The organism is Hansschlegelia plantiphila (genome assembly GCF_027922265.1).
Classification (GTDB): Bacteria; Pseudomonadota; Alphaproteobacteria; order Rhizobiales; family Methylopilaceae; genus Methylopila; species Methylopila plantiphila.
This window is the reverse complement of the sequence record NZ_BSFI01000001.1, coordinates 42,240-64,954: the sequence shown is the minus strand read 5'-3', so window position 1 is coordinate 64,954 and position 22,715 is coordinate 42,240. Positions and strand designations below refer to the sequence as shown.

Genomic DNA, 22,715 nt, shown 5'->3' with positions numbered 1-22,715 from the left:
CTCAGTTCGCCGGCGCCGCGGCCTGCGCGGTCTGAGCGCCGAAGCTCTTCGGCGGCGGGTTGACCATGCGCGGTCCGCCCGGCTGGATCTCGTAGACCGCCAGCCCGCGTTCGTTGCCGCCGTCCGAGCGGAACCGGAACGTGCCGTCGACGCCGGAGAAGCCCGACGGGTTGGAGAAGGTCTGGTCGTTCAGGGCCGCCGCGCCCTGCGCCTTGACGATCGCGGCCACCATCGACGTCGCGTCATAGGCGAGCGAGGCCGTGCGTACGGGATCGGCGCCGTATTTCGCGCGGTATCGGGCGGCGAAGGCGCGGTAGCCCGAATTGTCGGGCGCGGCGTACCAGGCGCCGGCGAGGCTGGCGTCGCCGACGAGCCGCGGGTCGTCCCACAGGCCGGTTCCCAGGAGCTGAAGGCGCTTCAGGTTCACGCCGTTGGTGGCGAGCATGCCGATGGCCGCCTGCACATTGTCCGCGGAATCGGGGATGAACAGGGCGTCGGCCTGCGGCAGAGTCGCGGCGAGCCGGGCGACGGGCTCGGCCATCTTCGACCGGTCGCCGTAGTGCTCCAGGCCCACCACGCGTCCGCCCGCCTTGGCGACCGCCTGCTGGAAGGCCGCCTCCACGACGGAGCCGTAGCCGGTCTCGGGCAGAAGCGCCGCGAAGGAGCGTTTCCCCTGCGCGACGGCGTAGGACACGATCCGCTGCACGTCGGATTCCGGCATGAAGCTCAGCAGGAACACGCCGGGGGCGGCAACGTTGGCGTCGGTCGAGAAGGCGAGGATCGGCACGCCCTTCTGCCGGGCGACCTGGGCGGCGCTGGCGACGGAATGCGCGAACAGCGGGCCGATCACGAGCTTGGCGCCCTCGTCGGTCGCGGCCGTCACTGCGGCGGATGCGCCCTGCGCTGTGCCCGCGTCGTCCTTCACGACGAGCTGGACGTCGGGCGTGTTGAACTCGGCGAGCGCCATTTCGGCCGCGTTGCGCATCGATTGCGCGGCGGCGCCGGCGGCGCCGGAGGCCGAGGTCGGCAGCACCAGCGCCACCTTGACGGAGCCCTCGCCCACGACGTCGTTCTGACCTGTTACGGCGCCGAGCGGCTCGCTCTCGACCTTCGGGGTCGGCACGCCCTGCATCGGGTCGAGCTTCGGCTCGTCCGGCCCGCCGTCCGACCCGCAGGCCGAAAGCGAAAGGGCCGTCGCCGCGATCATCAAGGTCCTGAGGACCGACCGCCGCTCGAAGATCATCGTCAAACCACCGCAATCCGGCCTTGCGTCCCGCACGCAAAGGCTGCTGATCGCCCCGATAGTCGCCGTGCGCCGCATTTGCGACGACGCGGCGGCCCTATAGACTGTTCCTCCAGTAGACGACGAGCGCTTTCATGCCAAGGCCCGCGCGCCTGACGCCATCTCACGACGCCCCGCAGGACGAGCCGCCCGCCGACGGGCGGGGTTACGTCCTCGCGGGCCAGCGCCTCGTGGCCTCGGCCCTCCAGCCGGGGCTCCACGTCGTCGCGACACCGATCGGCGCCCTCGCCGACATCACGCTGCGGGCGCTGGAGACGTTGGCCGGCGCGGAGCTCGTGCTGTGCGAGGACACCCGCGTCACCCGCAAGCTCGTTTCGCATTATGGAATCTCGACGCCGCTCAGCGCCTATCACGAGCACAACGCCGCCGAGATGCGTCCCAAGGTGCTCGCCCGCCTCAGCCAGGGGGGACGCATCGCCCTGGTGAGCGACGCCGGGACGCCGCTGGTCTCCGACCCCGGCTTCAAGCTGGTGCGCGACGCGGTCGCGGCGGGCGCCTTCGTCACCACGGCGCCGGGCGCTTCGGCCGTGATGGCGGCGCTGGTGGTGTCCGGCCTGCCGACCGACCGCTTCTTCTTCGAAGGCTTCCTGCCGCCTAAGAGCCACGCCCGGCAGGGGCGGGTGGCCGAGCTGTCGCGCATCCCCGCGACGCTCGTGCTATTCGAGAGCGGGCCGCGCCTCGCCGAGTCGCTTGCCGATCTCGCCGCCGGCCTCGGGCCGCGGCCGGCCGCGATCGCGCGCGAGATGACCAAGCGCTTCGAGCAGGTGCGCCGCGGATCCCTCGCCGAGCTGGCGGCGGCGCTGGCCGGGGAGCCCGCGCCGAAGGGCGAGATCGCGCTCGTCATCGCGCCGCCTTCGGCCGAAGCGCCGACCGCCGCCGAGGACGTCGACGCGCTGCTGACCGCAGCCCTCGCCCGCGTTTCGGTCAAGGATGCGGTGTCGGAGGTGTCGTCGGCGTCCGGCGTCGCGCGCCGCGAGGTCTATGCGCGGGCGCTGGAGCTGACCAAGGCGCGCCGCTGATGGGCGGCGCCGAGGCCCGCGTCCGCGCGTTCCGCCTCGGCCTGCGCGCCGAAACCCGCGCGGTCTGGCTGCTCAGGCTGAAAGGCTGGTCGATTCTCGCCCGGCGATTCGCGGACGGCCCCGGCGAGGTCGACGTGATCGCGGCGCGCGGTCGCACCCTGGCCTTCGTCGAGGTCAAGGCGCGCGGCGATTTCGCAAGCGCCGCCGAGGCCGTGACGCTGCGCCAGCAGGCGCGCATCGGCCGCGCCGCGGAAGCCTTCCTTGCGCGCCGCCCCGCTTATGCGGGATATGTCGTGACGTTCGACGTCGTTCTGGTCGCGCCGGGCCGTCTGCCCCGGCACATCCGCAACGCCTTCGGCCTCTGAACCCTAGCGGGACAGCCGTACATGCCGCTTCGCGTCGCCGTGCAGATGGATCCCATCGAGCGGATCAATATCGCCGGCGATTCGACGTTCGCGCTGATGCTGGAGGCTCAACGACGCGGCCACGAACTCGTGGTGTACACGCCCGACCGCCTGTCGCAGGTCGGCGGCGAGGTGTTTGCGACCGTCCGTCAGGCGCAGGTGCGCGACGTCGCCGGGGACCACGTCACGCTGGGCGAGGAGGTCAGGATCTCGCTGGGCGACGAGACCGACGTGGTGCTGCTCAGGCAGGATCCGCCCTTCGACATGGCCTATGTCACCACCACCCACATGCTGGAGCGGGTCCATCCGAAGACGCTGGTCGTGAACGATCCGGGGCACGTGCGGAACGCGCCCGAAAAGATCTTCGTCCTCGACTTCCCCCATCTGATGCCGCCGACGCTGGTGACGCGCGACAGGGCGGAGATCGACGCCTTCCGCAAGGAGCATCAGGACATCGTCGTGAAGCCGCTCTACGGCAATGGCGGCGCCGCGGTGTTCCGGCTGACGGCCGACGACCTGAACTATGGCTCGCTGATCGACTTCTTCTCCACCAGCTTCCGCGAGCCGTGGATGGTGCAGAAGTTCCTCCCCGAAGTGGCGAAGGGCGACAAGCGCATCCTGCTGGTCGACGGCAAGTTCGCCGGCGCCGTCAACCGCGTGCCGGCGCCGGGCGACCTGCGCTCCAACATGGTGCGCGGCGGGGCCGCCCAGACCACCGAGATCAGCGCCCGCGAGCAGGAGATCTGCGACACGATCGGACCGGAGCTCTCGAGGCGCGGGCTGATCTTTGTCGGCATCGACGTGATCGACGGCTGGCTGACCGAGATCAACGTGACCTCGCCGACCGGCATCCGCGCCATCAAGCGCCTCGGCGGCCCGGACGTCGCCGTGATGACCTGGGACGCGATCGAGGCCCGGAAATGATGACGCCGATGCGCCTGTCCCTCGCCGCAGCAGCGTTCCTGATGCTCGTGGCGGGGAGCGCGAGCGCTCAGGACGTCACGCCGCCGGGCTTTCGCCTCCCGCCGATCGCGGGTGGGCCGATGACGCCCGCGAAGGAGCTGTTCGGCCGCGTCGCCCATCCGAGCGAGGGGCCGGAACGCTCGATCGGTTTCTATTCGAACGGCTGCATCTCGGGCGCGGCGACGCTGCCGCTGACCGGGCCGACCTGGCAGGTGATGCGGCCCTCGCGCAACCGCTTCTACGGCCGCACCAAGCTGATCGACTTCATCGAGCGGTTCTCCCGCAGGGTGACGACCAACACGTCCTGGGCCGGAATCCTGATCGGCGACATGTCCCAGCCGCGCGGCGGCCCGATGCTGCGGGGCCACGCCTCGCACCAGATCGGGCTCGACGTCGACGTCTGGCTCCGGCAGATGCCGCCGCAGGTGATCCCGATGCCGCAGCGCGAGACCATCATGTCGACCATGGTGGTTTCGGAGGATCGCCGCGGCGTGAACCGCTACTGGACGCCCGACACCATGCAGGTGGTCAAGGACGCCGCCACCGACCCGCAGGTCGAGCGCGTGCTGGTCAACCCGGCGATCAAGAAGGCGATCTGCCAGCAGGCGCGCGGCGACCGCTCCTGGCTCGAGAAGGTGCGGCCGAACTGGGGCCACGACTATCACATGCACGTCCGGCTCGGCTGTCCGGCGGGCGAGCGGTCCTGCCGCCCGCAGCGCGACGTCGTGCCGGGGGAGGGCTGCGGCAGCGTGCTCGACTACTGGTTCACCGACGCCGTGCTTCACCCCCAGCCCGGTCCGAGCCCCAGGAAGCCGCCGCCGCCCTTCACGGTCGCGAAGATGCCGGGCGAATGCGCCGCGGTGCTGAGCGCGCCCTGACGCCAGCCCGGCGCGGCGGCGGTCTCCCGCTCGCCTGAGGTAAGGCCGCACCCCGATCGGGATCGGCGCCGCGCGGGATCATGCGGCGCCGACGACCCGGTCGAGGCGCCTCAGGCCGCCTTGTCGCGGCGGCGATAGTCGGGATCGTCGAGGCCGGCGATCGGGAAGAAGTTTGGGAGCTGGCGGATGCGGCCGATCCAGGCCCGGATCGCTGGATAGGGCTCCAGCGAGATGTCGCCCATGGGGGCCAGCGCGACGTAGGGGAACACGGCGATGTCGGCGATCGTCGGACGGCCGAGCGCCAGCCACTCGTTGTCCTTCAGCGCGGTCTCGAGGATCTCAAGCGACTTCACGCCGCGGATCGTCGCCTCCCGGAGCGTCGTTTCGTTGCTCTCGGTGCCAAGGCCGTTATACGGGCCCTTGAACGACAGGATCGCGCGGGCGGTGAACACGCCGTACTGAACCCAGCTGGAGGCGAAGGCCAGCCAGTCGATGATCGCGGCCTGCTCGCTGACGTCGTCCGACCACCACGAAGACTTCGAGTGCGTTCCAGCCAGATAGGTGAGGATCGACGCCGAATCTCGGAAGGTCCTGTCGCCGTCGACAAGCACGGGAACCTCGCCGCGCGGGTTAATCTTCAGGAATTCAGGCCCGTGTTGCTCGTCGCCGATAAAGTCGATCTCGATATGTTCGACCTCGACCTGGAGGAAGGACAGCAGAAGCCGTACCTTGTAGCTGTTTCCGGACTGTTCGTAGGTGTAAAGCTTGGCGGTCATGTGCTTCTCGCTCCGTGTGAGGCGGGTCAACACATTTAAGTTAATCGATCGATTTAGTCGGGTAAAGAGCGAGCGATTGATACGGCTCGCCTCTTCGCTGGAAGGCCCGACGCCGGAGCCTCGGGGCCCCGCCGGTCCGTCGGATGATTTCGACCGTCGCCTCGAAGGCGTCCGCTGCTCTTTCGGGGTCGCGCGGATCGGGGGCGACGAGTTCGCGGTTGCTGCGCGTCCATCCCGATCCTGATGAGATCGAGCGTTTTTGCGGAGCGCATCGTCGAGGCGCTCCGGACGCCGGTCGAGCATGCCGGCATCTGGTGGCTGAGCGCATCCGCCGTCGCAGGCCGCTGATCGCCGGCGACCGCCTCCTTCGCGGTTCGGGGCCTCGCCCTCGGACGGATCGGGCCCTACACTCCTGCTGGTCCGTCATCGGCGACGGCTTCCACCAAGCGGCCGCTGCTCCCAAAAGGAAGCCTCGCCCCGACGCCGAACCTGCCAAGACGAACCTGTCGCCCCACGCGGACCGGCCCTGTCGCGCCGGTCTCCGAACAGATCAAGAGGTAATCATGCTCTGGGCCATCGCCGCGATCCTCGTCGTGCTCTGGGTGCTCGGCTTCGTTGTCTATCACGTCGCCGGCGCGCTCATCCATCTGCTGCTGATCATCGCCGCAGCCATCGTGATCTACCGGCTCGTGACGGGGCGTCGCGCGGTTTAGCCGGGCGCCATGCCCGAAGGGACCGGCGACGGGCCGCGCGTCCCCGACAACGGCGAAACCCGCGCGATCCGTCGCGCGCGGGTTTCGTAGACGCCGCGTCAGACGGCGCCGCCGCCTCACACGTCGAGGTTGGCGACCGTCAGGGCGTTGTCCTGGATGAACTCGCGGCGCGGCTCGACGACGTCGCCCATCAGCTTGGTGAAGATGTCGTCGGCCTCGTCGACCTCCTTCACCTTGACCTGCAGCAGCGTGCGGGCGTTGACGTCGAGCGTGGTCTCCCAGAGCTGGTCGGGGTTCATCTCGCCGAGGCCCTTGTAGCGCTGCAACTGGCTGACGCCCTTGCGGCCCGCGGTCAGAACGCCGTCGACCAGCGCGCTCGGGCCGTGGACGGGGGAGGAGTCGTCCTTGCGCAGCAGATGCGGCGTAAGGCCGTAGATCTCCTGCAGGTGGGCCGCCCGCTCGTCGAGCTTGCGGGCGTCGGCGCTCGCGAGGAACGCCGCGTCGATGAAGGCGGCCTCCCGCACGCCGCGCACGGTGCGGGTGAAGGTGAAGCCCTCCTCGCTCGCGAGGCCCTCCCAGCCGCGCTCGGTCTCCTCCGACAGCAGATCGAGGCGTTTTGCGATGTAGGTCGCGGCGCTCTGCGCCTTCTCCGGATCGCGCAGCACGTCGATCGTCAGCGCGCCGGCGATCGCGGCCTGCTCGACCACCGAGCGGCGATAGCGCGAATGCAGGCCGCCGAGCAGAGCGCGCACGCTGCGTGCGGTCTCGACGACCGAGCGCAGGTCGAGCCCCGAGCGGGCCTCGCCGCTCGCGAGCTTCAGCGTGACGCCCTCAAGGCCCTGGTCGACGAGGTAGTCCTCGAGCGCCCGCTCGTCCTTCAGGTACTGCTCGGACTTGCCGCGCACGACTTTGTAGAGCGGCGGCTGGGCGATGTAGATGTGCCCGCGCTCGAACAGCTCCGGCATCTGGCGGAAGAAGAAGGTCAGCAGCAGCGTGCGGATATGGCTGCCGTCGACGTCGGCGTCCGTCATGATGATGATCTTGTGGTAGCGCAGCTTGTCGGCGTTGAACTCCTCGCGCCCGATGCCGGTGCCGAGCGCGGTGATCAGCGTGCCGATCTCCTGGCTGCCCAGCATGCGGTCGAAGCGCGCGCGCTCGACGTTGAGGATCTTGCCGCGCAGCGGGAGCACCGCCTGGAACTCGCGCGAGCGGCCCTGCTTGGCGGAGCCGCCGGCCGAGTCGCCCTCGACGATGAACAGTTCGGCCTTGGCCGGGTCGCGCTCCTGGCAGTCGGCGAGCTTGCCGGGCAGCGACGCGATGTCGAGCGCGCCCTTGCGACGGGTGAGCTCGCGCGCCTTCTTGGCGGCCTCGCGGGCGGCCGCGGCCTCGACGACCTTCTGCACCACGATCTTGGCGTCCGCGGGATGCTCCTCGAGCCAACGGTTCAGCGCCTCGTTGACGAGGTTCTCGACCGCCGGCCGCACCTCGGACGAGACCAGCTTGTCCTTGGTCTGCGACGAGAATTTGGGGTCGGGAACCTTGACCGAGAGCACGCAGGTCAGGCCCTCGCGGGCGTCGTCGCCGGTGAGCGAGACCTTCTCGCGCTTGGCGACGCCGGAGGAATCCGCATAGCCGTTGATCTGGCGCGTCAGCGCGGCGCGGAAGCCCGCGAGATGCGTGCCGCCGTCGCGCTGGGGGATGTTGTTGGTGAAAACCAGCACGTTCTCGTGGTAGCTGTCGTTCCACCACATCGCGACCTCGACGCCGATGCCGTCCTTCTCGGACCGCAGCACGATCGGGGTGGTGATCAGCGGGTGCTTGGCGCGGTCGAGATAGCGCACAAAGGCCTCGACGCCGCCCTCGTAGAACAGCTCCTCGCGCTTCGGCTCAGGCCCCCGGGCGTCGGTCAGCACGATCTTGACGCCGGAGTTCAGGAAGGCGAGCTCGCGCAGCCGATGCTCCAGCGTGCCATAGTCGAACTCGCGCACCCCCGTGAAGGTCTCGAAGCTCGGCGTGAAGGTCACCTCTGTGCCGCGGCGGCCGTTGGAGGGGCCGTTCACCTTGAGCGGCGCGTCGGCGACGCCATGGGTGAACGACATCTCGTGCTCCTGGTCGTTCTGCCAGACGCGTAAGGTCAGCTTGGTCGAGAGCGCGTTGACGACAGAGACGCCGACGCCGTGCAGGCCGCCCGACACCTTGTAGGAGTTCTGGTCGAACTTACCGCCGGCGTGCAGCTGGGTCATGATGACCTCGGCCGCCGAGATGCCCTCTTCGGTGTGGATGCCGGTCGGGATGCCGCGGCCGTTGTCGGTGACGGTGCAGGAGCCGTCGGCGTTCAGCGTGACGCTGACCTCGTCCGCCCAGCCCGCCAGCGCCTCGTCGATGCCGTTGTCGATGACCTCGTAGACCATGTGGTGGAGGCCCGAGCCGTCATCGGTGTCGCCGATATACATGCCGGGTCGCTTCCGCACGGCGTCGAGCCCCTTGAGGACGCGGATCGAGTCCGCGCCATAATCTTCGGCGCCGCCGTTCGGGGTGATGTCGGTCATGAAGGTCTCTCGGTCGTCTTAAGGCTCGCCGCGAATTCAAGTCGGAGGCGTGGGATGTCGACCCATGCGAGCGGTGAGGAATCAGGAGATTCCCGATGGGCTTCTTCTACCCTGCGCGGCCGGGAAAAGCGAGTTTTCGGCCGTTCGCGGAGCGTTGCGGCGGGCGCCGCGCGGCGTCCGATTAACAGACTGAGAGATAATAACTTTTTTGCAATTTTCCACAGGGCGTTGCTGCGCGGCGCGCATGCCTCACGACAGACGGGTCACAAGTCGCGCGCGGCGCCGTCGGAAATCGCGAAAATCCGCGCGCGGTCGCCGAGTTCGGCGAAGGCCGCGGGATCGGCGCCCGTCAGCCAGACCTGGGCGCCGAGGGCGTCGAGGGCCGCATAGAGCGCCTCGCGGCGGAGCGGGTCGAGATGGGCCGCGACTTCGTCGAGCAGCAGCACGGGCGCCGCGCCGTCGAGCCGCGCGATCAGCCTGGCGTGCGCCAGAACCAGGCCGACCAGCAGGGCCTTCTGCTCGCCGGTGGAGCAGCGCTCCGCAGGCATGTCCTTCGGCGCGTGGCGGACCAGCAGGTCGCTCAGGTGCGGCCCCTCCAGCGTGCGACCAGCGGCGCGGTCGCGGCGGCGGGTCTGGGCCAGCCGCTGGCGGTAGCCGTCCTCGGCCTCGGTCGCCGGCCTGGTCGCCAGCTCCGCCTCGAGCGCGCCGTCGAGCGCGATGGCGGCCGAGGGGAACGGCGAGGCCGGGTCGTGGGTCTCCGCGATCAGCGCTCCGAGGCGGCCGACCGTCTCGGCGCGGGCGGCGGCGACCGCGACGGCGAGCTCGGCGAGCTCCCGCTCGATCGCGTCGAGCCAGCGCGGATCGGCGGCCTCGTCCTCCAGCAGGCGGTTGCGTGAGCGCAGCGCCCGCTCGAGGCCCGAGGCGCGGCCGGCGTGCTCGGGGTCGGCGGCCACCACCAGCCGGTCGAGAAACCGCCTGCGGTCGCCGGCGGGGCCGCGGAACAGGCCGTCGAGGTCGGGCGTCAGCCAGACGAGCCGCAGATGCTCGGCGAAGGCGCCGGCCGAGCCGACCGAGGCGCCGTCGATGCGGCAGCGCCTGCCGCCCTCGGCGCCCGGCTCGACGCCGGTGCCGAGCCGGGTCTCGCCGTCATCGCCTGCAAGCTCGGCGGCCACCGCCCATGAGCCGTCGCCCCCGACGCGCGCGAGCTCGCCATGCGGCGCGCGGCGCAGGCCGCGGCCTGGCGCGAGCAGCGAGATCGCCTCGAGGATGTTGGTCTTGCCCGCTCCGTTCGGCCCGACCAGCGCGACCGAGTTCGGGCCGCAGGCGAGGTCGAGCGCGGGATAAGAGCGGAAGTTCGTCAGCCGCAGCCGCGCGACGGCGACGCGGCGGGGCAGGGGCCGCTCGGTCTCCCTCGCCTCTCTTCGATCCAAGATAAACCTCCGTCGTCCTCCGGCTTGGCCGGAGGACCCATGCGTCAGCGTAGAGCTCGACGTCCGGCATGGGTGGTCCGGTCAAGCCGGACCACGACGGCGCGTTTTATGGCGAGGTGGAACGGCTCACTGGTCCCGGAGCGCACAGAGCGCCGCCCCGGCACGCGCTCACACCCGCATCGGCATCAGAACATAGAGCGCGGGCGCGTCGTCGCGGTCCTGGACCAGAGTGGGCGAGCCGGGGTCGGCCAATCGGATCAGCGCGGTGTCGCCCTCGAGCTGGCTCGCGATGTCGAGCAGGTAGCGCGAGTTGAAGCCGATATCGAGCGGCTCGGCTTCGTAGTCGACCTCGATCTCCTCCGTCGCGTTGCCTGAATCCGGATTGGTGACGGTGAGCACCAGCTTGCGGTCCGACAGCGACAGCTTCACGGCCCGGCCGCGCTCCGAAGAGATGGTCGAGACGCGGTCGACGGCGCTCGCGAACTCCGCGCGGTCGACGGTGAGGCGCTTGTCGTTGCCTGTCGGGATCACGCGGTTGTAATCGGGGAAGGTGCCGTCGATCAGCTTCGATGTCAGCACCGCGGCGCCGAGCGCGATGCGGATCTTCGACGGCGACAGCTCGACCGTGACCTCGCCCTCGGGGTCTTCGACCAGCCGCTGGATTTCGGCGACGGTCTTGCGCGGAACGATCACGCCCGGCATGCCCTTGGCGCCGGCCGGCGCCGGGATCTCGATGCGGGCGAGGCGGTGGCCGTCGGTCGCGACCGCGCGCAGCACCGAAACGCCGCCGCTTTCGGCGACGTGGAGATAGATTCCGTTGAGGTAGTAGCGGGTCTCCTCGTTGGAGATCGCGAACTGGGTCTTTTCGATCAGGCGGCGCAGATCCGCCGCCCCGATCTTGAAGCTCACCGGCAGTTCGCCCGCCGCGAGGTCCGGGAAGTCGCTGTCCGGCAGGGTCTGCAGCGTGAAGCGCGACCGGCCGGCGCGGATCACCAGCGTGCCGCGCTCGCCGCCCATCTCGAGCGAGACCTGGGACCCGTCCGGCAGCTTGCGGACGATGTCGTAGAACGTGTGGGCGGGCACGGTGGTCGCGCCGGCCTGCGCGACGTCCGCCGCGGCCGTCTCCACGATCTCGAGGTCGAGGTCGGTCGCCTGCAGCTTCAGCCCGCCTTCGCCGGCGCGCAGCAGGACGTTCGCGAGGATGGGAATCGTGTTGCGCCGTTCGACGACGCGGTGGACATGGGCGAGAGCCTTCAACAGGGCCGCTCGCTCGAGGGTCGCTCGCATTTTTCGTCCCGCTCCGTGGGGAATTCCACCGGTCGTTCGGCGCCTGGGATCGCCCTGCCGGCCCCGCGGCGCAGGGGGGACCCGCGCCGGGGCTGGCGACCTTATCAGGCCGCTTTCCCGTGACAAGCCGCGGCTTCGCGGGACGGGCCTATTCCGGCGCGTCGAGACCAGGAAACTTGGCGCGGGCGCCGTGACGCTGGCCGAAACCGTCCTATCTCAGTCCGTTCGCCGAACGCTCCGCGGGCCTTCGCGTTTGTGAGCCAAGCCTGCGCTCAAGCGAGAGGAGAGCAGATCATGCCTCATATACCCGTTGATTTCTCCATGCTGACCGGCCTCGCCGTGACCTACGGCGTCAGCGCCCTCGGCGCGATTTTCCTCGCCGTCATCGGCTTCTGGCTGTCGAACGTGGCCGAGCGCGGGGCGCATAGCCTGCTGCTTGCGACCAAGCATATGGACGTGACCGTCGCCGGCTTCCTGTCGAGCCTCGTGCGCTACGCCGTTCTCGCGATCGTGCTCGTCGCGATTCTGCAGGTCGTCGGCATTCAGGCCACCAGCCTCATCGCGGTGCTGGGCGCCGCGTCTCTGGCCATCGGCCTCGCCCTGCAGGGGACCCTGTCGAACATGGCGGCGGGGGTCATGCTGCTGCTGTTCCGGCCGTTCCGCGTCGGCGATCGCATCGAGGTCGGCGGCAAGAACGGCGAGGTCCGCGACCTCAATCTGTTCTTCACCGAGGTCGCGACCGCCGACAACGTCCAGGTGCTGATCCCGAACGGCTCGGTCTGGGGCAACGCCATGACCAACTTCTCGAAATATCCGAACCGCTTCGTCGAGACGACCATCACGGCCCACAACGGCGACGCCGACGCCACGGCCGCGGACGTCTCGCAGTTCCTGAGGGACAATCCACGGGCGCTGGACGAGCCGCCGCCTGTGGTGAAGAAGGTCGGATACGGCGACGACATCGAGCTCAGCGTGAAGGCCTGGACGCCTGCGAACGACACGGCGGCGCTGAAATACGAGATCAGCCGCTTCGTGCGGGAGCGGGCGCTGGCCAAGCAGCAGGAGCAGCCACAGGCGGCGGAGTAGCGCCCGCCGATCAGGGCGCTGCATCCTCCGAGACTGTCGCCGATGCTGGAGCCGGCGACGGCGCCGCTTACTCCAGAAGCATGCGCTTCAGCAGTTCGACCTCGTCGAACAGCGCGCCGTCGCGCTTGACCAGATCGTCGATCTTGCGGACGGCGTGCAGCACCGTGGTGTGGTCGCGGCCGCCGAAGCGCCGGCCGATCTCGGGCAGCGAGCGCAGCGTGAGCTGCTTCGACAGGTACATCGCGACCTGCCGCGGACGCACCACCGTCTGGGTCCGGCGCGAGGACAGGATGTCGGCGCGGCTGACCTGATAGTGCCGCGCGACGATGCGCTGGATCTCCTCGATCTTGACGCGCTTGGGCTCGACCTGGCGGACGAGGTCGCGCAAGGCCGTCTCGGCCATCTCCACCGTGATCGGCGCGCCGGTCAGCGTGTTGTGCGCGATAAGCCGGTTGATCGCCCCGTCGAGGTCGCGGCCGTTCGCCGTCACGGTCCGCGCGACATAGGCGACGACCTCCGCCGGCGGGTCGAACTTGGGGTGGGCGAGGCGGGCCGCCGCCACCCGCACGTCGAGGATCTTCTGGCGCAGCTCCTCGTCGAGGCCGCCCATCTCCAGCGTCAGGCCGCCGGCGAGCCGCGAGCGCAGGCGTTCGTCGATCGCCTCGAGCTCGGCGGGAGCGCGGTCGGCTGCGATGATCACCTGCTGGCGGCCGTCGAGCAGCGCGTTCAGCGTGTGGCCGAACTCCTGCTGAACCGTCTTGCCTTGAAGGAACTGCAGGTCGTCGATGATCAGGACGTCGATCGCCCGCAGCCGCTCCTTGAAGGCGAGCGCCGTCTGGGCGCGCAGCGCCGCCACGAAGTCGAACATGAACTTCTCGGCTGTGAGGTAGGTGACGCGCCGGCCGGAGGCCTCGGCCGCATGGGCGGTGGCCTGCAGCAGGTGGGTCTTGCCGAGCCCGACCGCGGAATGGATCACGAGCGGGTTGAAGGTCACGGGGTCGCCGGGCCTGGCGTCGGCGATCTGGCGGGCCGCTGCGTAGGCGAGCGCGTTCGAGCGGCCGGAGAGGAAGGTGTCGAAGGTCAGGCGCTTGTCGAGCGGCGAGCCGGACAGCCGGTTCGCCTCGATCCGCTGGCCGAACGAGACCGCGGCGGGCTGGGGAGCGGGGAAATCGAGGAAGCGGGTCGCGTCCGGCACCGGCGCCGCGATCACCGAATCCCGGCTCGGCGCCGCGAGCTTCGGGGAGGCGACGCGTACGCCGATCGAAACCGTCCGGACCTCCGGGTTCGCCTCGGCGAACACGGCGGCGATCCGGTCGGCGTAATGGGCCTGGATCCACGATTTCAGGAAGCGGGTCGGCACCGTGAGATAGGCGATCCCGTCGTCGACGCGGTCGAGCACGATGCGGGTGAACCAGCTCGTGAAGACGTCCTCGCCATATTCCGATCGCAGCCGCTGCGTGACGCCCTCCCAGGCGGGATCGCGCTCGGTGCGGTCGTCATTGGCGGCAAACGCGCTGGAACGGGCTGCCGACTGAGCACCAAGCATGGGACCTCTCCGGGAGTTCGACGTCTGAAGGCAAGGCGAGTGCAGGAAAGCCGCAGCCCGTCAGGACTGGGACCAGGGCAGTCCATCGGCTTTCCAGCCGGCGGAGGCGCCTCTGTGGCGGTCTGGACCGAGCGGGCCCTCGAACCCGCCCGCGATATTGAAGCAGCGGCTCCACCCCCGGGCCGCCATCGCCGCCGCGGCCGCCTGGCTACGGGCGCCGCTGCGGCAGAGGAAGTAGACCGGCGTGTCGGAACCGGCCCCCGCGGCGGAGAGCGCCCCCGCCACCTTGTCGACGAAGGCCGTGTCGACCTGCATCGAGGGGAAGGTTTGCCACTCCTGGAACACCGGGCGCTTCGACAGGCCCGAGAGGTCCGGCGTGCCGACGAAGTTCCATTCGACCACGGTCCGCACGTCGACAAGCGCGGCGGCGGGGTCGCTTTCGAGCGCGGACCACGCCTCGGCGGGCGAAACGTCGCCCGCATAAGGGGCCGTTGATTGAGACATGCTCTTCCGTTCGCCGAACAGCGTCCGGCGCCTCATTTCACCCGATTGAAAAGAACGTCCCCGACTTCAACGCAACGCAGTCCAGACGCCACCAAGAATTGCCCGGATGGCATTTACGCAACTTCGGCCTACCGAGCGAATACGCGCCCGGCAGATCTGTCCACAACTTGGGATTTCAGAGATTCTGGCCGATCAGTTCGCTTGCAGAAACAAGGTTTATCTCGGCCGTCTCCATGGCTCGGAAGATACCCAGAGCCTGTGGGCGACGCAATGGTCGAGCTTGAACGAATCGATTCGATCGTGGCGGAGCGCCCGTCCCGCTGTGAGACTCCGTTTCCGGATGCTCCGGCAAAGCCCTGCATAGCCAGCAAATTTGTCGCCGCCGCCGGATCGTCGGACACCCGTCTCAGGCGGCCAAGATTCTTTTCGCGGGGAGGAAGGCTGCCTGCCTCCGAATGGCCGGATTCCGGGTCCGCCTCGCTGTCTAAGCTCTAAGCATATGATTTTTATATGGTTTTTCTGCTCGGAAACGTCACGTAGACTCGTATGGGTTGCGCAAGAGCGCTTTCGGCGAGTCAAGCCGGATTCGACATCCGCAGAAACACTGACTTGCGCGTCGCGCGGGCGCCACAAACGAAAAAACCCGGCGCAGGGCCGGGTTTTCGATCGTCGTGGGACAGTCGCGTTCAGGCCGAGATGGAGCGCACCCTGGCGGCGAGACGCGACACCTTCCGGGACGCGGTGTTCTTGTGCAGAACGCCCTTCTGGGCGGCGCGCATGATCTCCGGCTCGGCGGCCGACAGCGCGGACTTGGCGCTTTCGGCGTTGCCGGAGGCGATCGCCTCCTCGACCTTCCGCAGGAAGGTGCGGACGCGGCTTCGGCGCGCGCCGTTCACCACGGTGCGGCGGGCGATCTTGCGGGCGGCCTTCTTGGCCGACGGCGTGTTGGCCATGGATGCGATTCCTCGGTCGGTCGGCGATGCGGGCGCCGCGTCGCGCGGGCCGGGCCGTAAAAGCACGAGCGGCGGACTTCTCAAGCCCGCCGCGAGAGCCGGTCACCTACCAAGCAACGCCCGTTCCGTCAACGCTCAAGACGGCGCCGGACGCGCGACAGGGGCCGAAGCGGGGCCGGCGGCGGCGGCCGCCGGCGGCGCCGCGAAGCGGGCGCGCGGCCAGGAGACCCGGATCCGGGCGCCGTGGGCCGGCGGCGGCGCGTTCGACAGCGAGACCTGCGCCCCCGAGCGCTCGAGCAGCGTCTTCGCGATGAAGAAGCCGAGGCCGAGCCCGCCGGCCTCGTGCGGCGTGTCGCGCCCCGCCGAGCGGGTGGAGACATAAGGCTCGCCCAGCCGGCCGATGATCTCCGGCGCGAAGCCGGGGCCGTCGTCGTCGATCGCGACGTCGACGCGGTCGGCGCTCCAGCGTCCGGCGACGCTGACGCGCGCCTCGGCGAAGTCGACCGCGTTCTCCACCAGATTGCCGACGCCATAGAGCACGCTCGGGTTGCGCAGCCATGCGGGCTCGAGCGCGGGGTCGCCCTGCGCGGTGACCTCGAGCGCCACGCCGAAGTTCCGGTGCGGCTCGGCGATCTCCTCCAGCATGTGCCGCAGCGCCATGCGCTCGAACGGCGCGCCGCCCTCGTCCAGCGAGGTCAGCGTCTTCAGGATCTCACGGCAGCGCGCGACCTGCTCTCGCAGCAGCTTGAAATCGTCCTCGTGCGGGCCGGGGGTCAGCGCCCGCTCGAGCTCCTTGGCGACCAGCGCGATGGTGGCGAGCGGCGTGCCGAGCTCGTGGGCGGCGGCCGCCGCCAGCCCGTCGAGCGCGGAAAGATGCTGCTCGCGGGCGAGCACCAGCTCGGTCGCCGCGAGCGCCTGGCTGAGCTCGCGCGCCTCCTCCGCCACCCGCCAGGCGTAGACGCCGATGAACACCAGCGCGAGCATCAGCGCGACCCAGACGCCGAGCACGTAGAGGAACGGCAGGTCGATCAGGCTGGGGCCGGGCCATGGCAGCGGCCGGTGATGGGAGGCGAGGAACGTCGCGAGGCCGACGACGACCGCCCCGAGCAGCGCCGTCACCCGCGGCGGCAGCGCGGTGGCCGAGATCATCACCGGCGCGAGGAACAGAACCGCGAACGGATTCTCAAGCCCGCCGGTCAGATAGAGCAGGGCGGCGAGCTGAAGCAGGTCGTAGCCGAGCAGCAGCCCGGCCGCCGGGACCTTCAGCCGGTAGTTGATCGGAAAAAGCAGCCGCAGCGCGACGTTGAGGCCGGCGGAGCAGGCGATGACGGCGAGGCAGGCCGCGATCGGCAGCGGGGCGGCCAGCCCGACATGAACGACCACCACCGCCAGGCTCTGGCCAGCGACTGCGAGCCAGCGCAGCCGGACCAGAGTGTCGAGCCTCAGATGCCGCTGCGTCAGCAGGCGGTCGGGGATGCTGTCGAGATCCAACGGCGCTCAGCCCTTCGCTGGGGAAGCCGGATCGCGCCTTCGGGCAGGCGCGCGGCGGGCGCAGGCTACGGTCGGCGCCCTCGGGGCCGCAAGCGGATCCGTCTCACGGATCGCGGAGCGCCTGCACGATCTGCATCCTGTCGCCCTCGACGAGCAGCCCGCTGAGCACGCCGGTGCGGAAGGCGCCCGTGTCGAGGTTGATGCGGTGCGGGTGGTCGAGCGCGACGGCGGGCTGGGGCGTGTGCCCATGGATCACCGCGACGTTCCCAGGATAGGGGCCCGGGCTCTGCAGGAACGGTTTCCGCACCCACATCAGCGTCTCGCCGTCCTGACGGTCGAGCGGAACGGAGGGGTCGATCCCGGCGTGGACGAACAGCAGGTCGCCGACGCGGTGGGCCTGCGGCAGCCCGACCAGCCAGTCCATCATGCGCGCGCCGAGAGCCTGCCGCAGCCGACCGCGCCAGTCGGGGTCGGCTGCGCTGAGGCCGGTTTCGGCGAGCGTCGCGCCGCCGCCGAAGTCGAGCCAGAGGGCGGCCTCCCTGTCGTCGCCGGTCATCAGCGCGCGCAGCATGCGGTCTTCATGGTTTCCCATGAGCGTGACGCATTCGACGCCCGGCAGCCCCTGCCGTGCGCGACGGAGCGCCGCCAGCGATCGGGGGCCGCGGTCGACGACGTCGCCGAGCTGGAGGAAGGTGGCCTGCGCGGCCCTGGAAAGATCTCGCGCGAGCTCCGCGCGCAGCGCGGCGAACAGGTCGTCCTGGCCGTGGACGTCTCCGATGGCGGCGACAGCCTGATCTGGCGCGAGGGGGCGGATCGCCTGGACCCATTCCCCCCGCGTCAGTCGGACGGCCGTCACTTAGGCGCCGACATGCGCCGACGAGGCGGCGCGGCCGCGGCCGTTCGAGCCGTCAGCCTTCACTTCACGATCATGAGGATGACGGCCTGGCCCGCCTTGGTGTCGAGCTCCTTGGCGTCGAGCGTGCCGTCCTTGTCCGGATCCGCCTTCGTGAAGCGCGCGCGCAGGATCTTCAGCCATTCGTCCATCTCGAGGGTCTGGTCGCCGTCGCGGTTGGCCCTCTTCCAGTCGGCCGCTGTCAGGCGACCCTTGGTCTCGCCGCTTTCGAGCGTCGTGTCGCCGTCGGGGTTGATGGCGATGAAGGTCTTCACGCCGGCGTTGATCACTTCGGCGATGTCGAGCGTGCCGTCCTTGTCGCCGTCGATGGCCGCGATGACTTCGGCGCCGGTCGCGGCGTAAGACGCGGTCGGGGCGAAGGCGGCGGCGAGCAGCGCGGCGGCGCCGGCCAAGGTGCGATAATTCATGGCGATCTCCTGTCTAATAATAAGACTATTCGGTACTTGACGAGACTGGAACGCGAAGAACGATGCTTTCGCTCCACACGAGAGCGCGTCATATGACATAAAAAATTAATAAGAAATACCAAAGTGAGGGGCTATTCACGCTGTCGCGGCGCGGGCTGGACTTTTCAGCGCGAGAACGAATCGGCTGTCGCCGGACCCGCCGTCTAGGACGAGCGTGACAATGCGACCGCCTGCTCCACCCATCTGTCACGAGAGATCCGGCCCGGCGGCGTGAACCGCTCGTCGAGCCTTGCGATCTCGGCTTTGGTCAGCTTGGCGATCTGCCAGAAATGGAAGATTCCGGCCTCGTTGAGCTGGCCCTGGATCTTCGGCCCGACGCCGACGATCTTCGTGAGGTCGTCGGCGGGAGAGCGGACGTCGGCGGCGGGCTTGGTTTTCGTCGTTCCGGTCTTCGCGCGCGGCGCGACGGTCGCGACCTCCTCGGCGGGAGCCGCGCCGTTTCCCGAAGTCGAGCGGGCGGCGGGCGCGGCGGGCGCCGCCTTCGGGGCGCGCGGCTCGTTCCAGTTGATGAAGTCGCGGATGCGCGGCGCGATCTCGGAGCGGAAGCGGGAGCCGTTGAACACGCCGTAATGGCCGACGCTGTCCTGGAGATAATGGACGCGCTTGTCGTCGGCGAGGCCGGTGCAGAGCGTGTGGGCGGCCCGGGTCTGGCCGACGCCCGAAATGTCGTCGCGCTCGCCTTCCACCGTCATCAGCGCGCAGCGCGTGATCTTCGAGCAGTCGACCTTCTTGCCGCGGTGGGTCATCTGGCCCTTCGGCAGCGCCTGGCGGACGAACACGGTGTCGACGGTCTGGAGGTAGAACTCCGCCGTCAGGTCCATCACGGCGAGATACTCGTCGTAGAACTCGCGGTGCTTGCCGGCGGAGTCGCCGTCGCCCTGGATCAGGTGGTTGAAGAAGTCCTTGTGGGCCGTGACATGGCGGTCGAGGTTCATGCTGACGAAGCCGGTGAGCTGCAGGAAGCCCGGATAGACCTGCCGCATCACGCCGGGGTTCGGCCACGGCACCACGGTGATGACATGGCTCTGGAACCACTCGGTCCCCTTGTCGATCGCGACCTGGTTCACCGCCGTCGGGTTCTCGCGGGTGTCGATCGGGCCGCCCATCAGCGTCATCGAGCGCGGCGCGTAGGGATCGCCCTCGGCCTCCATGCGCGCGACCGCCGCGAGCACCGGCACCGCCGGCTGGCACACCGCCATCACATGCACGTCGCCGCTCATGAAGTGGAAGATCGAGATCAGGTAGTCGATGTAATCGTCGAGGTCGAACGTGCCGTCCGCCACCGGCACCAGCCGGGCGTCGGTCCAGTCGGTGATGTAGACGTCGTGGTCCTGCACCATCGCCTCGACCGTGCCGCGCAGCAGGGTGGCGTAGTGGCCGGACATCGGCGCGACGATCAGCAGCTTCGGCTGCCGGCGCGCGCCCGAGCGGAGCGTCTTGCGGAAATGCAGCAGGCTGCAGAACGGCCTCGTCCAGACGACCTCTTCCGTGACGGCGACGCGCTCGCCGCGCACCAGCGTGGACTTGATCCCGAATTCCGGCTTGCCGTAGCGGCGGGTGGCGCGCTCGAACACCTCGCACATCGCGCCGATCTTGCGGCCCCATTCGGTGTGCGAGGCCGGATTGACCGGGTTCTTGAAGTAGAGCTTCCCCGCGTCGGCGAGCGCCCGGGCCGGTCCGAGAGACGCCTGCGCGGCCTCGAACAGCCAGTACATCGGCATGGCCGCGGCCGAGCCGCCCCAGTCCGTGACCGCCGGCGCGCCGCCGAACTCGCCAATGCCCGCCGTCTTGCTGTCCCGTGGCATCGTCCGCCTTTCGATGTTGCGTCGCAACAGGGCCGAACGATTCTCCCTCAGCCGCCCGCCGTCAATGCCGCGATGGTCGGGGAGGGGCGGTTTTTGAACGAGGGATGACGGCGGGGGGCGAAGCCTGACGCCTGAAGCTCCCCTCCCCGCAAGGGGAAGGGAGGGAGGCGCCATGCCTCCGTCCCCCTCCCCTCTGCTGGAGAGAGCGGGGGACGAAAGGCGAGACTCACCCCCGCTCGTCGAGCGGGTGGGTGCGGATTCTGTGCGGGTCGTAGAACGGGGTGCGCACGACATGGGCCGGGAAGGTCCCGAGCGCGGAGACCACTTCGAAGGTGGTGCCCCAGCCCTTGAGCTCCGGCGGCACGGAGCCGAGCGCGATCGATTTCATCAGGTAGTCGCTGTAGGTCGTCGAATTGACTGTGCCGACTTGCCTGCCGTCCTTCACCAGCTTGGCGCCCGGCTCGATCGCCTCGTGCGCGTCGATCTCCAGGCCGACATTGGCGCTGCGGATCTCTTGTCTGCGGCGCACCAGCGCTTCCTTGCCGTGGAAGTCGGGCTTCGAGAGATCGACCGTCCAGTCGGCGCCGACCTCCCAGGGCGTCTCGTCGCCCTTCGGCATGTCGAAGGGGAAGAACAGCAGCGCGCCTTCCATGCGGACGGTGTCGAGGCAGGACCACGAGGTCGCGATCGCGCCGTAGGGCGCGCCGGCCTCCAGGATCTTGTCCCAGATCTCGACGGAGTCCGCGGCTGACGCGAACACTTCGTAGCCGCGCTCGGCCGAATAGCCGCCGCGGGCGAGCGTCACCGACTTGCCGAACAGCTCGCCCGGCGCGTGCTCGAAATACTTGATCGTCGAGAGGTCGATCGAGGCGTGCGGGTTGAGGATCTCAAGCGCCTTCGGCCCCTGCAGCGAGAGCACATGGGTGTCGTCGTCCTTCGCCCAGGTCGCGTCCACACCCTGGAAGAACGGGTCGATGACGTCCTCCAGCGAGCCGCCGCCATGGCTCAGGCGGAAGTCGTCGGGGCCGTTGCGATAGACCAGCACGTCGTCGATCAGCGAGCCGTTCTCGTCGACGAGGTTGGAGATCGCCGACTGGCCGGGCTTCAGCTTCGCCATGTCGGAGGTGAGCATGGCGTTGAGCGCCTTCTCGGCGTCGGGCCCCTTCACGTTGATGAGGCGCAGCGCCGACACGTCGATCAGGCCAGCCTTCGTGCGGGTCGCGACGACCTCTTCGGCGGTGCTGGTCGCGTATGTCTGCGCGAGCGGCATGCCGTTCCACTCGCCGTCGAGCTTGGAGCCCAGCGCCTTGTGACGCTCGTTCAGGATCGACTGGCGCGGATAGTCTTCGGGCTTCATGGGGTTCCCCTCTCCTTATGTCGATGTTCGCAGGTCTGGTCTTGCGTCATGCCCGGCGAAGCCGGGTATCCACGACTTTGGCGTGACGCAGCCGGCGATCGGTCAAGTCGTGGATGCCCGCGAAGGCGGGCATGACGGCGTGCGCGTAATCTTCAGTCCGGGAAGAAGCCCGGCGAGGTCGGCGCGCCGTCGTCGAACTGCTCGAGATACTTGATCGTCATGTCGCGGTAGCGCGTGAGGCCCTTGTACTCGGCGAGTTCGGGCGGAAGGCCCTTCAGGATCCGCGGGAAGCGGCGGCCCCATTTGGGGATGGTGACGAGCTCGCTCATCTTGATGAGGTAGCAGCGGATCGAGAACACGATCGCGTTCGAGCGCGGCAGCCGCCACAGCGCCTGCAGCTCGACCCGGAGATGCACCTTGTCGCCGACGTTCTCCGGCGTCACCGTGGTCCGGTCGACGCCCCATTTGTGGTAGTTCTCCGGCGAGGTGTCGAGCCGCGGATTGACCGTCATCGTCCAGTTCAGGCGGCGCACCGGCCGGCCCTGCTGGAGGTTCAGCAGGAACTTCAGCGCGCGGTCCATGATGCCGAGATCATGCGCGAGCGGCACGGGCCCGTGCCATTCGGTCCAACTCATGCCGATGTCGAAGTCGAGCGACCAGTCCGCCTGCGTGGTGATCATGCCGGCGTCCATGAACAGCATGTCGTTGCGCTGGTCGATCAGGGCGAAATCGCCCTGGCACTGTCGGGTGACGTACTCCATCGGGGGATAGGGCAGCGTGGCCGTGTCGCCGAAGGTGAAGCGCTGGTCGATCCCGAGCGGGCGGTTGACCCAATGCCACCGGTCGCCGTCCTTGGTCAGCGAGAAGTGCTCGGGATAGTGCTTCGACATCGACTCCATCAGGAGCTCGACGAGGTCCCACTCCGCGGTCAGCATATGCGGCAGCGCCTGGCAGCGCAGCGGGTCCTCCTTGAGCACCATGGCGCGGTCCTGCATCTCGGCGACGTAGTGCTCGTCGATGTCGATCGGGAACTCGACATGCGACTTCGGCGGCCCGGGCATATGCTGCTCGATGTTCACCGAATACATGTAGCTGTCGCTGTCGAACGGGAACGGAAAGCGGTGGATCGCCTCCGGACTGTTCGAGAAGGTGAAGTCGTCGCGGAACGTTTCGGTCTTGAACTGGAGGCCCATTCTTCTTCTCCGGCGTTCAGTTCGTGAAGGTGATGAGGCGCGCGCCGCCGCACTTCACCTCTGCCCGGCGGGGAGAGG

The 22,715-nt window shown here is 69.1% G+C and carries 20 protein-coding genes; 6 read left to right on the top strand and 14 right to left on the bottom strand.

Annotated features, from left to right (window positions below; all coding sequences use genetic code 11):
* Position 1: 1 nt before the first annotated feature.
* Positions 2 to 1,243, bottom strand: a complete 1,242-nt coding sequence (locus tag PKE75_RS00285; protein WP_271166902.1) for a penicillin-binding protein activator — start codon at positions 1,241 to 1,243, stop codon at positions 2 to 4.
* Between the two features lie 134 nt (positions 1,244 to 1,377).
* Here PKE75_RS00285 and rsmI point away from each other — a divergent pair, with 134 nt between their 5' ends.
* The 4 genes from rsmI to mepA are packed head-to-tail and all read left to right on the top strand — an operon-like array spanning position 1,378 to position 4,567.
* Positions 1,378 to 2,322, top strand: a complete 945-nt coding sequence (rsmI, locus tag PKE75_RS00280; RefSeq protein ID WP_271166687.1) for a 16S rRNA (cytidine(1402)-2'-O)-methyltransferase — start codon at positions 1,378 to 1,380, stop codon at positions 2,320 to 2,322.
* Positions 2,322 to 2,687, top strand: coding sequence for a YraN family protein (locus PKE75_RS00275; RefSeq protein ID WP_271166686.1), 366 nt, complete (start codon positions 2,322 to 2,324; stop codon positions 2,685 to 2,687). The genes rsmI and PKE75_RS00275 overlap by 1 nt, the downstream gene beginning before the upstream one ends.
* Positions 2,688 to 2,708: 21 nt before the next feature.
* Positions 2,709 to 3,650 (top strand): glutathione synthase, encoded by a 942-nt coding sequence (gene gshB / locus PKE75_RS00270; protein ID WP_271166685.1) that lies wholly within the window; start codon positions 2,709 to 2,711, stop codon positions 3,648 to 3,650.
* Positions 3,651 to 3,658: 8 nt separating this feature from the next.
* Positions 3,659 to 4,567 (top strand): penicillin-insensitive murein endopeptidase, encoded by a 909-nt coding sequence (gene mepA, locus PKE75_RS00265; protein ID WP_271166684.1) that lies wholly within the window; start codon positions 3,659 to 3,661, stop codon positions 4,565 to 4,567.
* A 110-nt stretch (positions 4,568 to 4,677) separates the two neighbouring features.
* Here mepA and PKE75_RS00260 read toward each other — a convergent pair whose 3' ends face one another.
* Positions 4,678 to 5,343 carry a glutathione S-transferase family protein gene (locus PKE75_RS00260; RefSeq protein ID WP_271166683.1) on the bottom strand — a complete coding sequence of 222 codons (666 nt, stop codon included), beginning with the start codon at positions 5,341 to 5,343 and terminating at the stop codon, positions 4,678 to 4,680.
* Between the two features lie 563 nt (positions 5,344 to 5,906).
* On the opposite strand from PKE75_RS00260, the gene PKE75_RS00255 reads away from it, so the two are divergent.
* A complete protein-coding gene (locus PKE75_RS00255) occupies positions 5,907 to 6,056 on the top strand; it encodes a lmo0937 family membrane protein (RefSeq protein ID WP_271166682.1) in 150 nt (49 codons plus the stop codon).
* Positions 6,057 to 6,172: 116 nt separating this feature from the next.
* Here the strand turns inward: PKE75_RS00255 and gyrB are convergent, their stop codons facing one another.
* The 3 genes from gyrB to dnaN form a co-directional block, all read right to left on the bottom strand.
* The gene (gene gyrB, locus PKE75_RS00250) at positions 6,173 to 8,605 is read right to left on the bottom strand and encodes a DNA topoisomerase (ATP-hydrolyzing) subunit B (protein ID WP_271166681.1); all 2,433 of its coding nucleotides are present in this window, start codon (positions 8,603 to 8,605) and stop codon (positions 6,173 to 6,175) included.
* Between the two features lie 263 nt (positions 8,606 to 8,868).
* Positions 8,869 to 10,035 (bottom strand): DNA replication/repair protein RecF, encoded by a 1,167-nt coding sequence (gene recF, locus PKE75_RS00245; protein WP_428979079.1) that lies wholly within the window; start codon positions 10,033 to 10,035, stop codon positions 8,869 to 8,871.
* A 168-nt stretch (positions 10,036 to 10,203) separates the two neighbouring features.
* A complete protein-coding gene (dnaN, locus tag PKE75_RS00240) occupies positions 10,204 to 11,322 on the bottom strand; it encodes a DNA polymerase III subunit beta (RefSeq protein ID WP_271166680.1) in 1,119 nt (372 codons plus the stop codon).
* A gap of 294 nt (positions 11,323 to 11,616) precedes the next feature.
* On the opposite strand from dnaN, the gene PKE75_RS00235 reads away from it, so the two are divergent.
* A complete protein-coding gene (locus PKE75_RS00235) occupies positions 11,617 to 12,408 on the top strand; it encodes a mechanosensitive ion channel family protein (protein WP_271166679.1) in 792 nt (263 codons plus the stop codon).
* 67 nt (positions 12,409 to 12,475) lie between these two features.
* On the opposite strand, the gene dnaA is transcribed toward PKE75_RS00235, so the two are convergent.
* The 9 genes from dnaA to PKE75_RS00190 form a co-directional block, all read right to left on the bottom strand.
* Complete coding sequence (gene dnaA / locus PKE75_RS00230) at positions 12,476 to 13,954, bottom strand: chromosomal replication initiator protein DnaA (protein WP_271166678.1); 1,479 nt, start codon at positions 13,952 to 13,954, stop codon at positions 12,476 to 12,478.
* A gap of 60 nt (positions 13,955 to 14,014) precedes the next feature.
* Positions 14,015 to 14,458, bottom strand: coding sequence for a rhodanese-like domain-containing protein (locus PKE75_RS00225; protein WP_271166677.1), 444 nt, complete (start codon positions 14,456 to 14,458; stop codon positions 14,015 to 14,017).
* Positions 14,459 to 15,144: 686 nt separating this feature from the next.
* Complete coding sequence (gene rpsT, locus PKE75_RS00220) at positions 15,145 to 15,411, bottom strand: 30S ribosomal protein S20 (protein ID WP_271166676.1); 267 nt, start codon at positions 15,409 to 15,411, stop codon at positions 15,145 to 15,147.
* A gap of 135 nt (positions 15,412 to 15,546) precedes the next feature.
* Positions 15,547 to 16,902: an ActS/PrrB/RegB family redox-sensitive histidine kinase gene (locus PKE75_RS00215; RefSeq protein ID WP_271166675.1), complete on the bottom strand. Its 1,356-nt coding sequence runs from the start codon at positions 16,900 to 16,902 to the stop codon at positions 15,547 to 15,549.
* Positions 16,903 to 17,005: 103 nt separating this feature from the next.
* Complete coding sequence (locus tag PKE75_RS00210; protein WP_271166674.1) at positions 17,006 to 17,758, bottom strand: metallophosphoesterase family protein; 753 nt, start codon at positions 17,756 to 17,758, stop codon at positions 17,006 to 17,008.
* Between the two features lie 59 nt (positions 17,759 to 17,817).
* Positions 17,818 to 18,222 (bottom strand): penta-EF hand family protein, encoded by a 405-nt coding sequence (locus tag PKE75_RS00205; RefSeq protein WP_271166673.1) that lies wholly within the window; start codon positions 18,220 to 18,222, stop codon positions 17,818 to 17,820.
* A gap of 203 nt (positions 18,223 to 18,425) precedes the next feature.
* Entirely contained in the window at positions 18,426 to 20,087 is a 1,662-nt protein-coding gene (gene phaZ, locus PKE75_RS00200) for a polyhydroxyalkanoate depolymerase (RefSeq protein WP_271166672.1), read from the bottom strand.
* Positions 20,088 to 20,313: 226 nt separating this feature from the next.
* On the bottom strand, positions 20,314 to 21,444 hold the full coding sequence (locus tag PKE75_RS00195; RefSeq protein ID WP_271166671.1) for an aminomethyl transferase family protein: 1,131 nt from the start codon (positions 21,442 to 21,444) through the stop codon (positions 20,314 to 20,316).
* A 152-nt stretch (positions 21,445 to 21,596) separates the two neighbouring features.
* Positions 21,597 to 22,637 (bottom strand): heme-dependent oxidative N-demethylase family protein, encoded by a 1,041-nt coding sequence (locus tag PKE75_RS00190; protein WP_271166670.1) that lies wholly within the window; start codon positions 22,635 to 22,637, stop codon positions 21,597 to 21,599.
* Positions 22,638 to 22,715 lie beyond the last annotated feature (78 nt).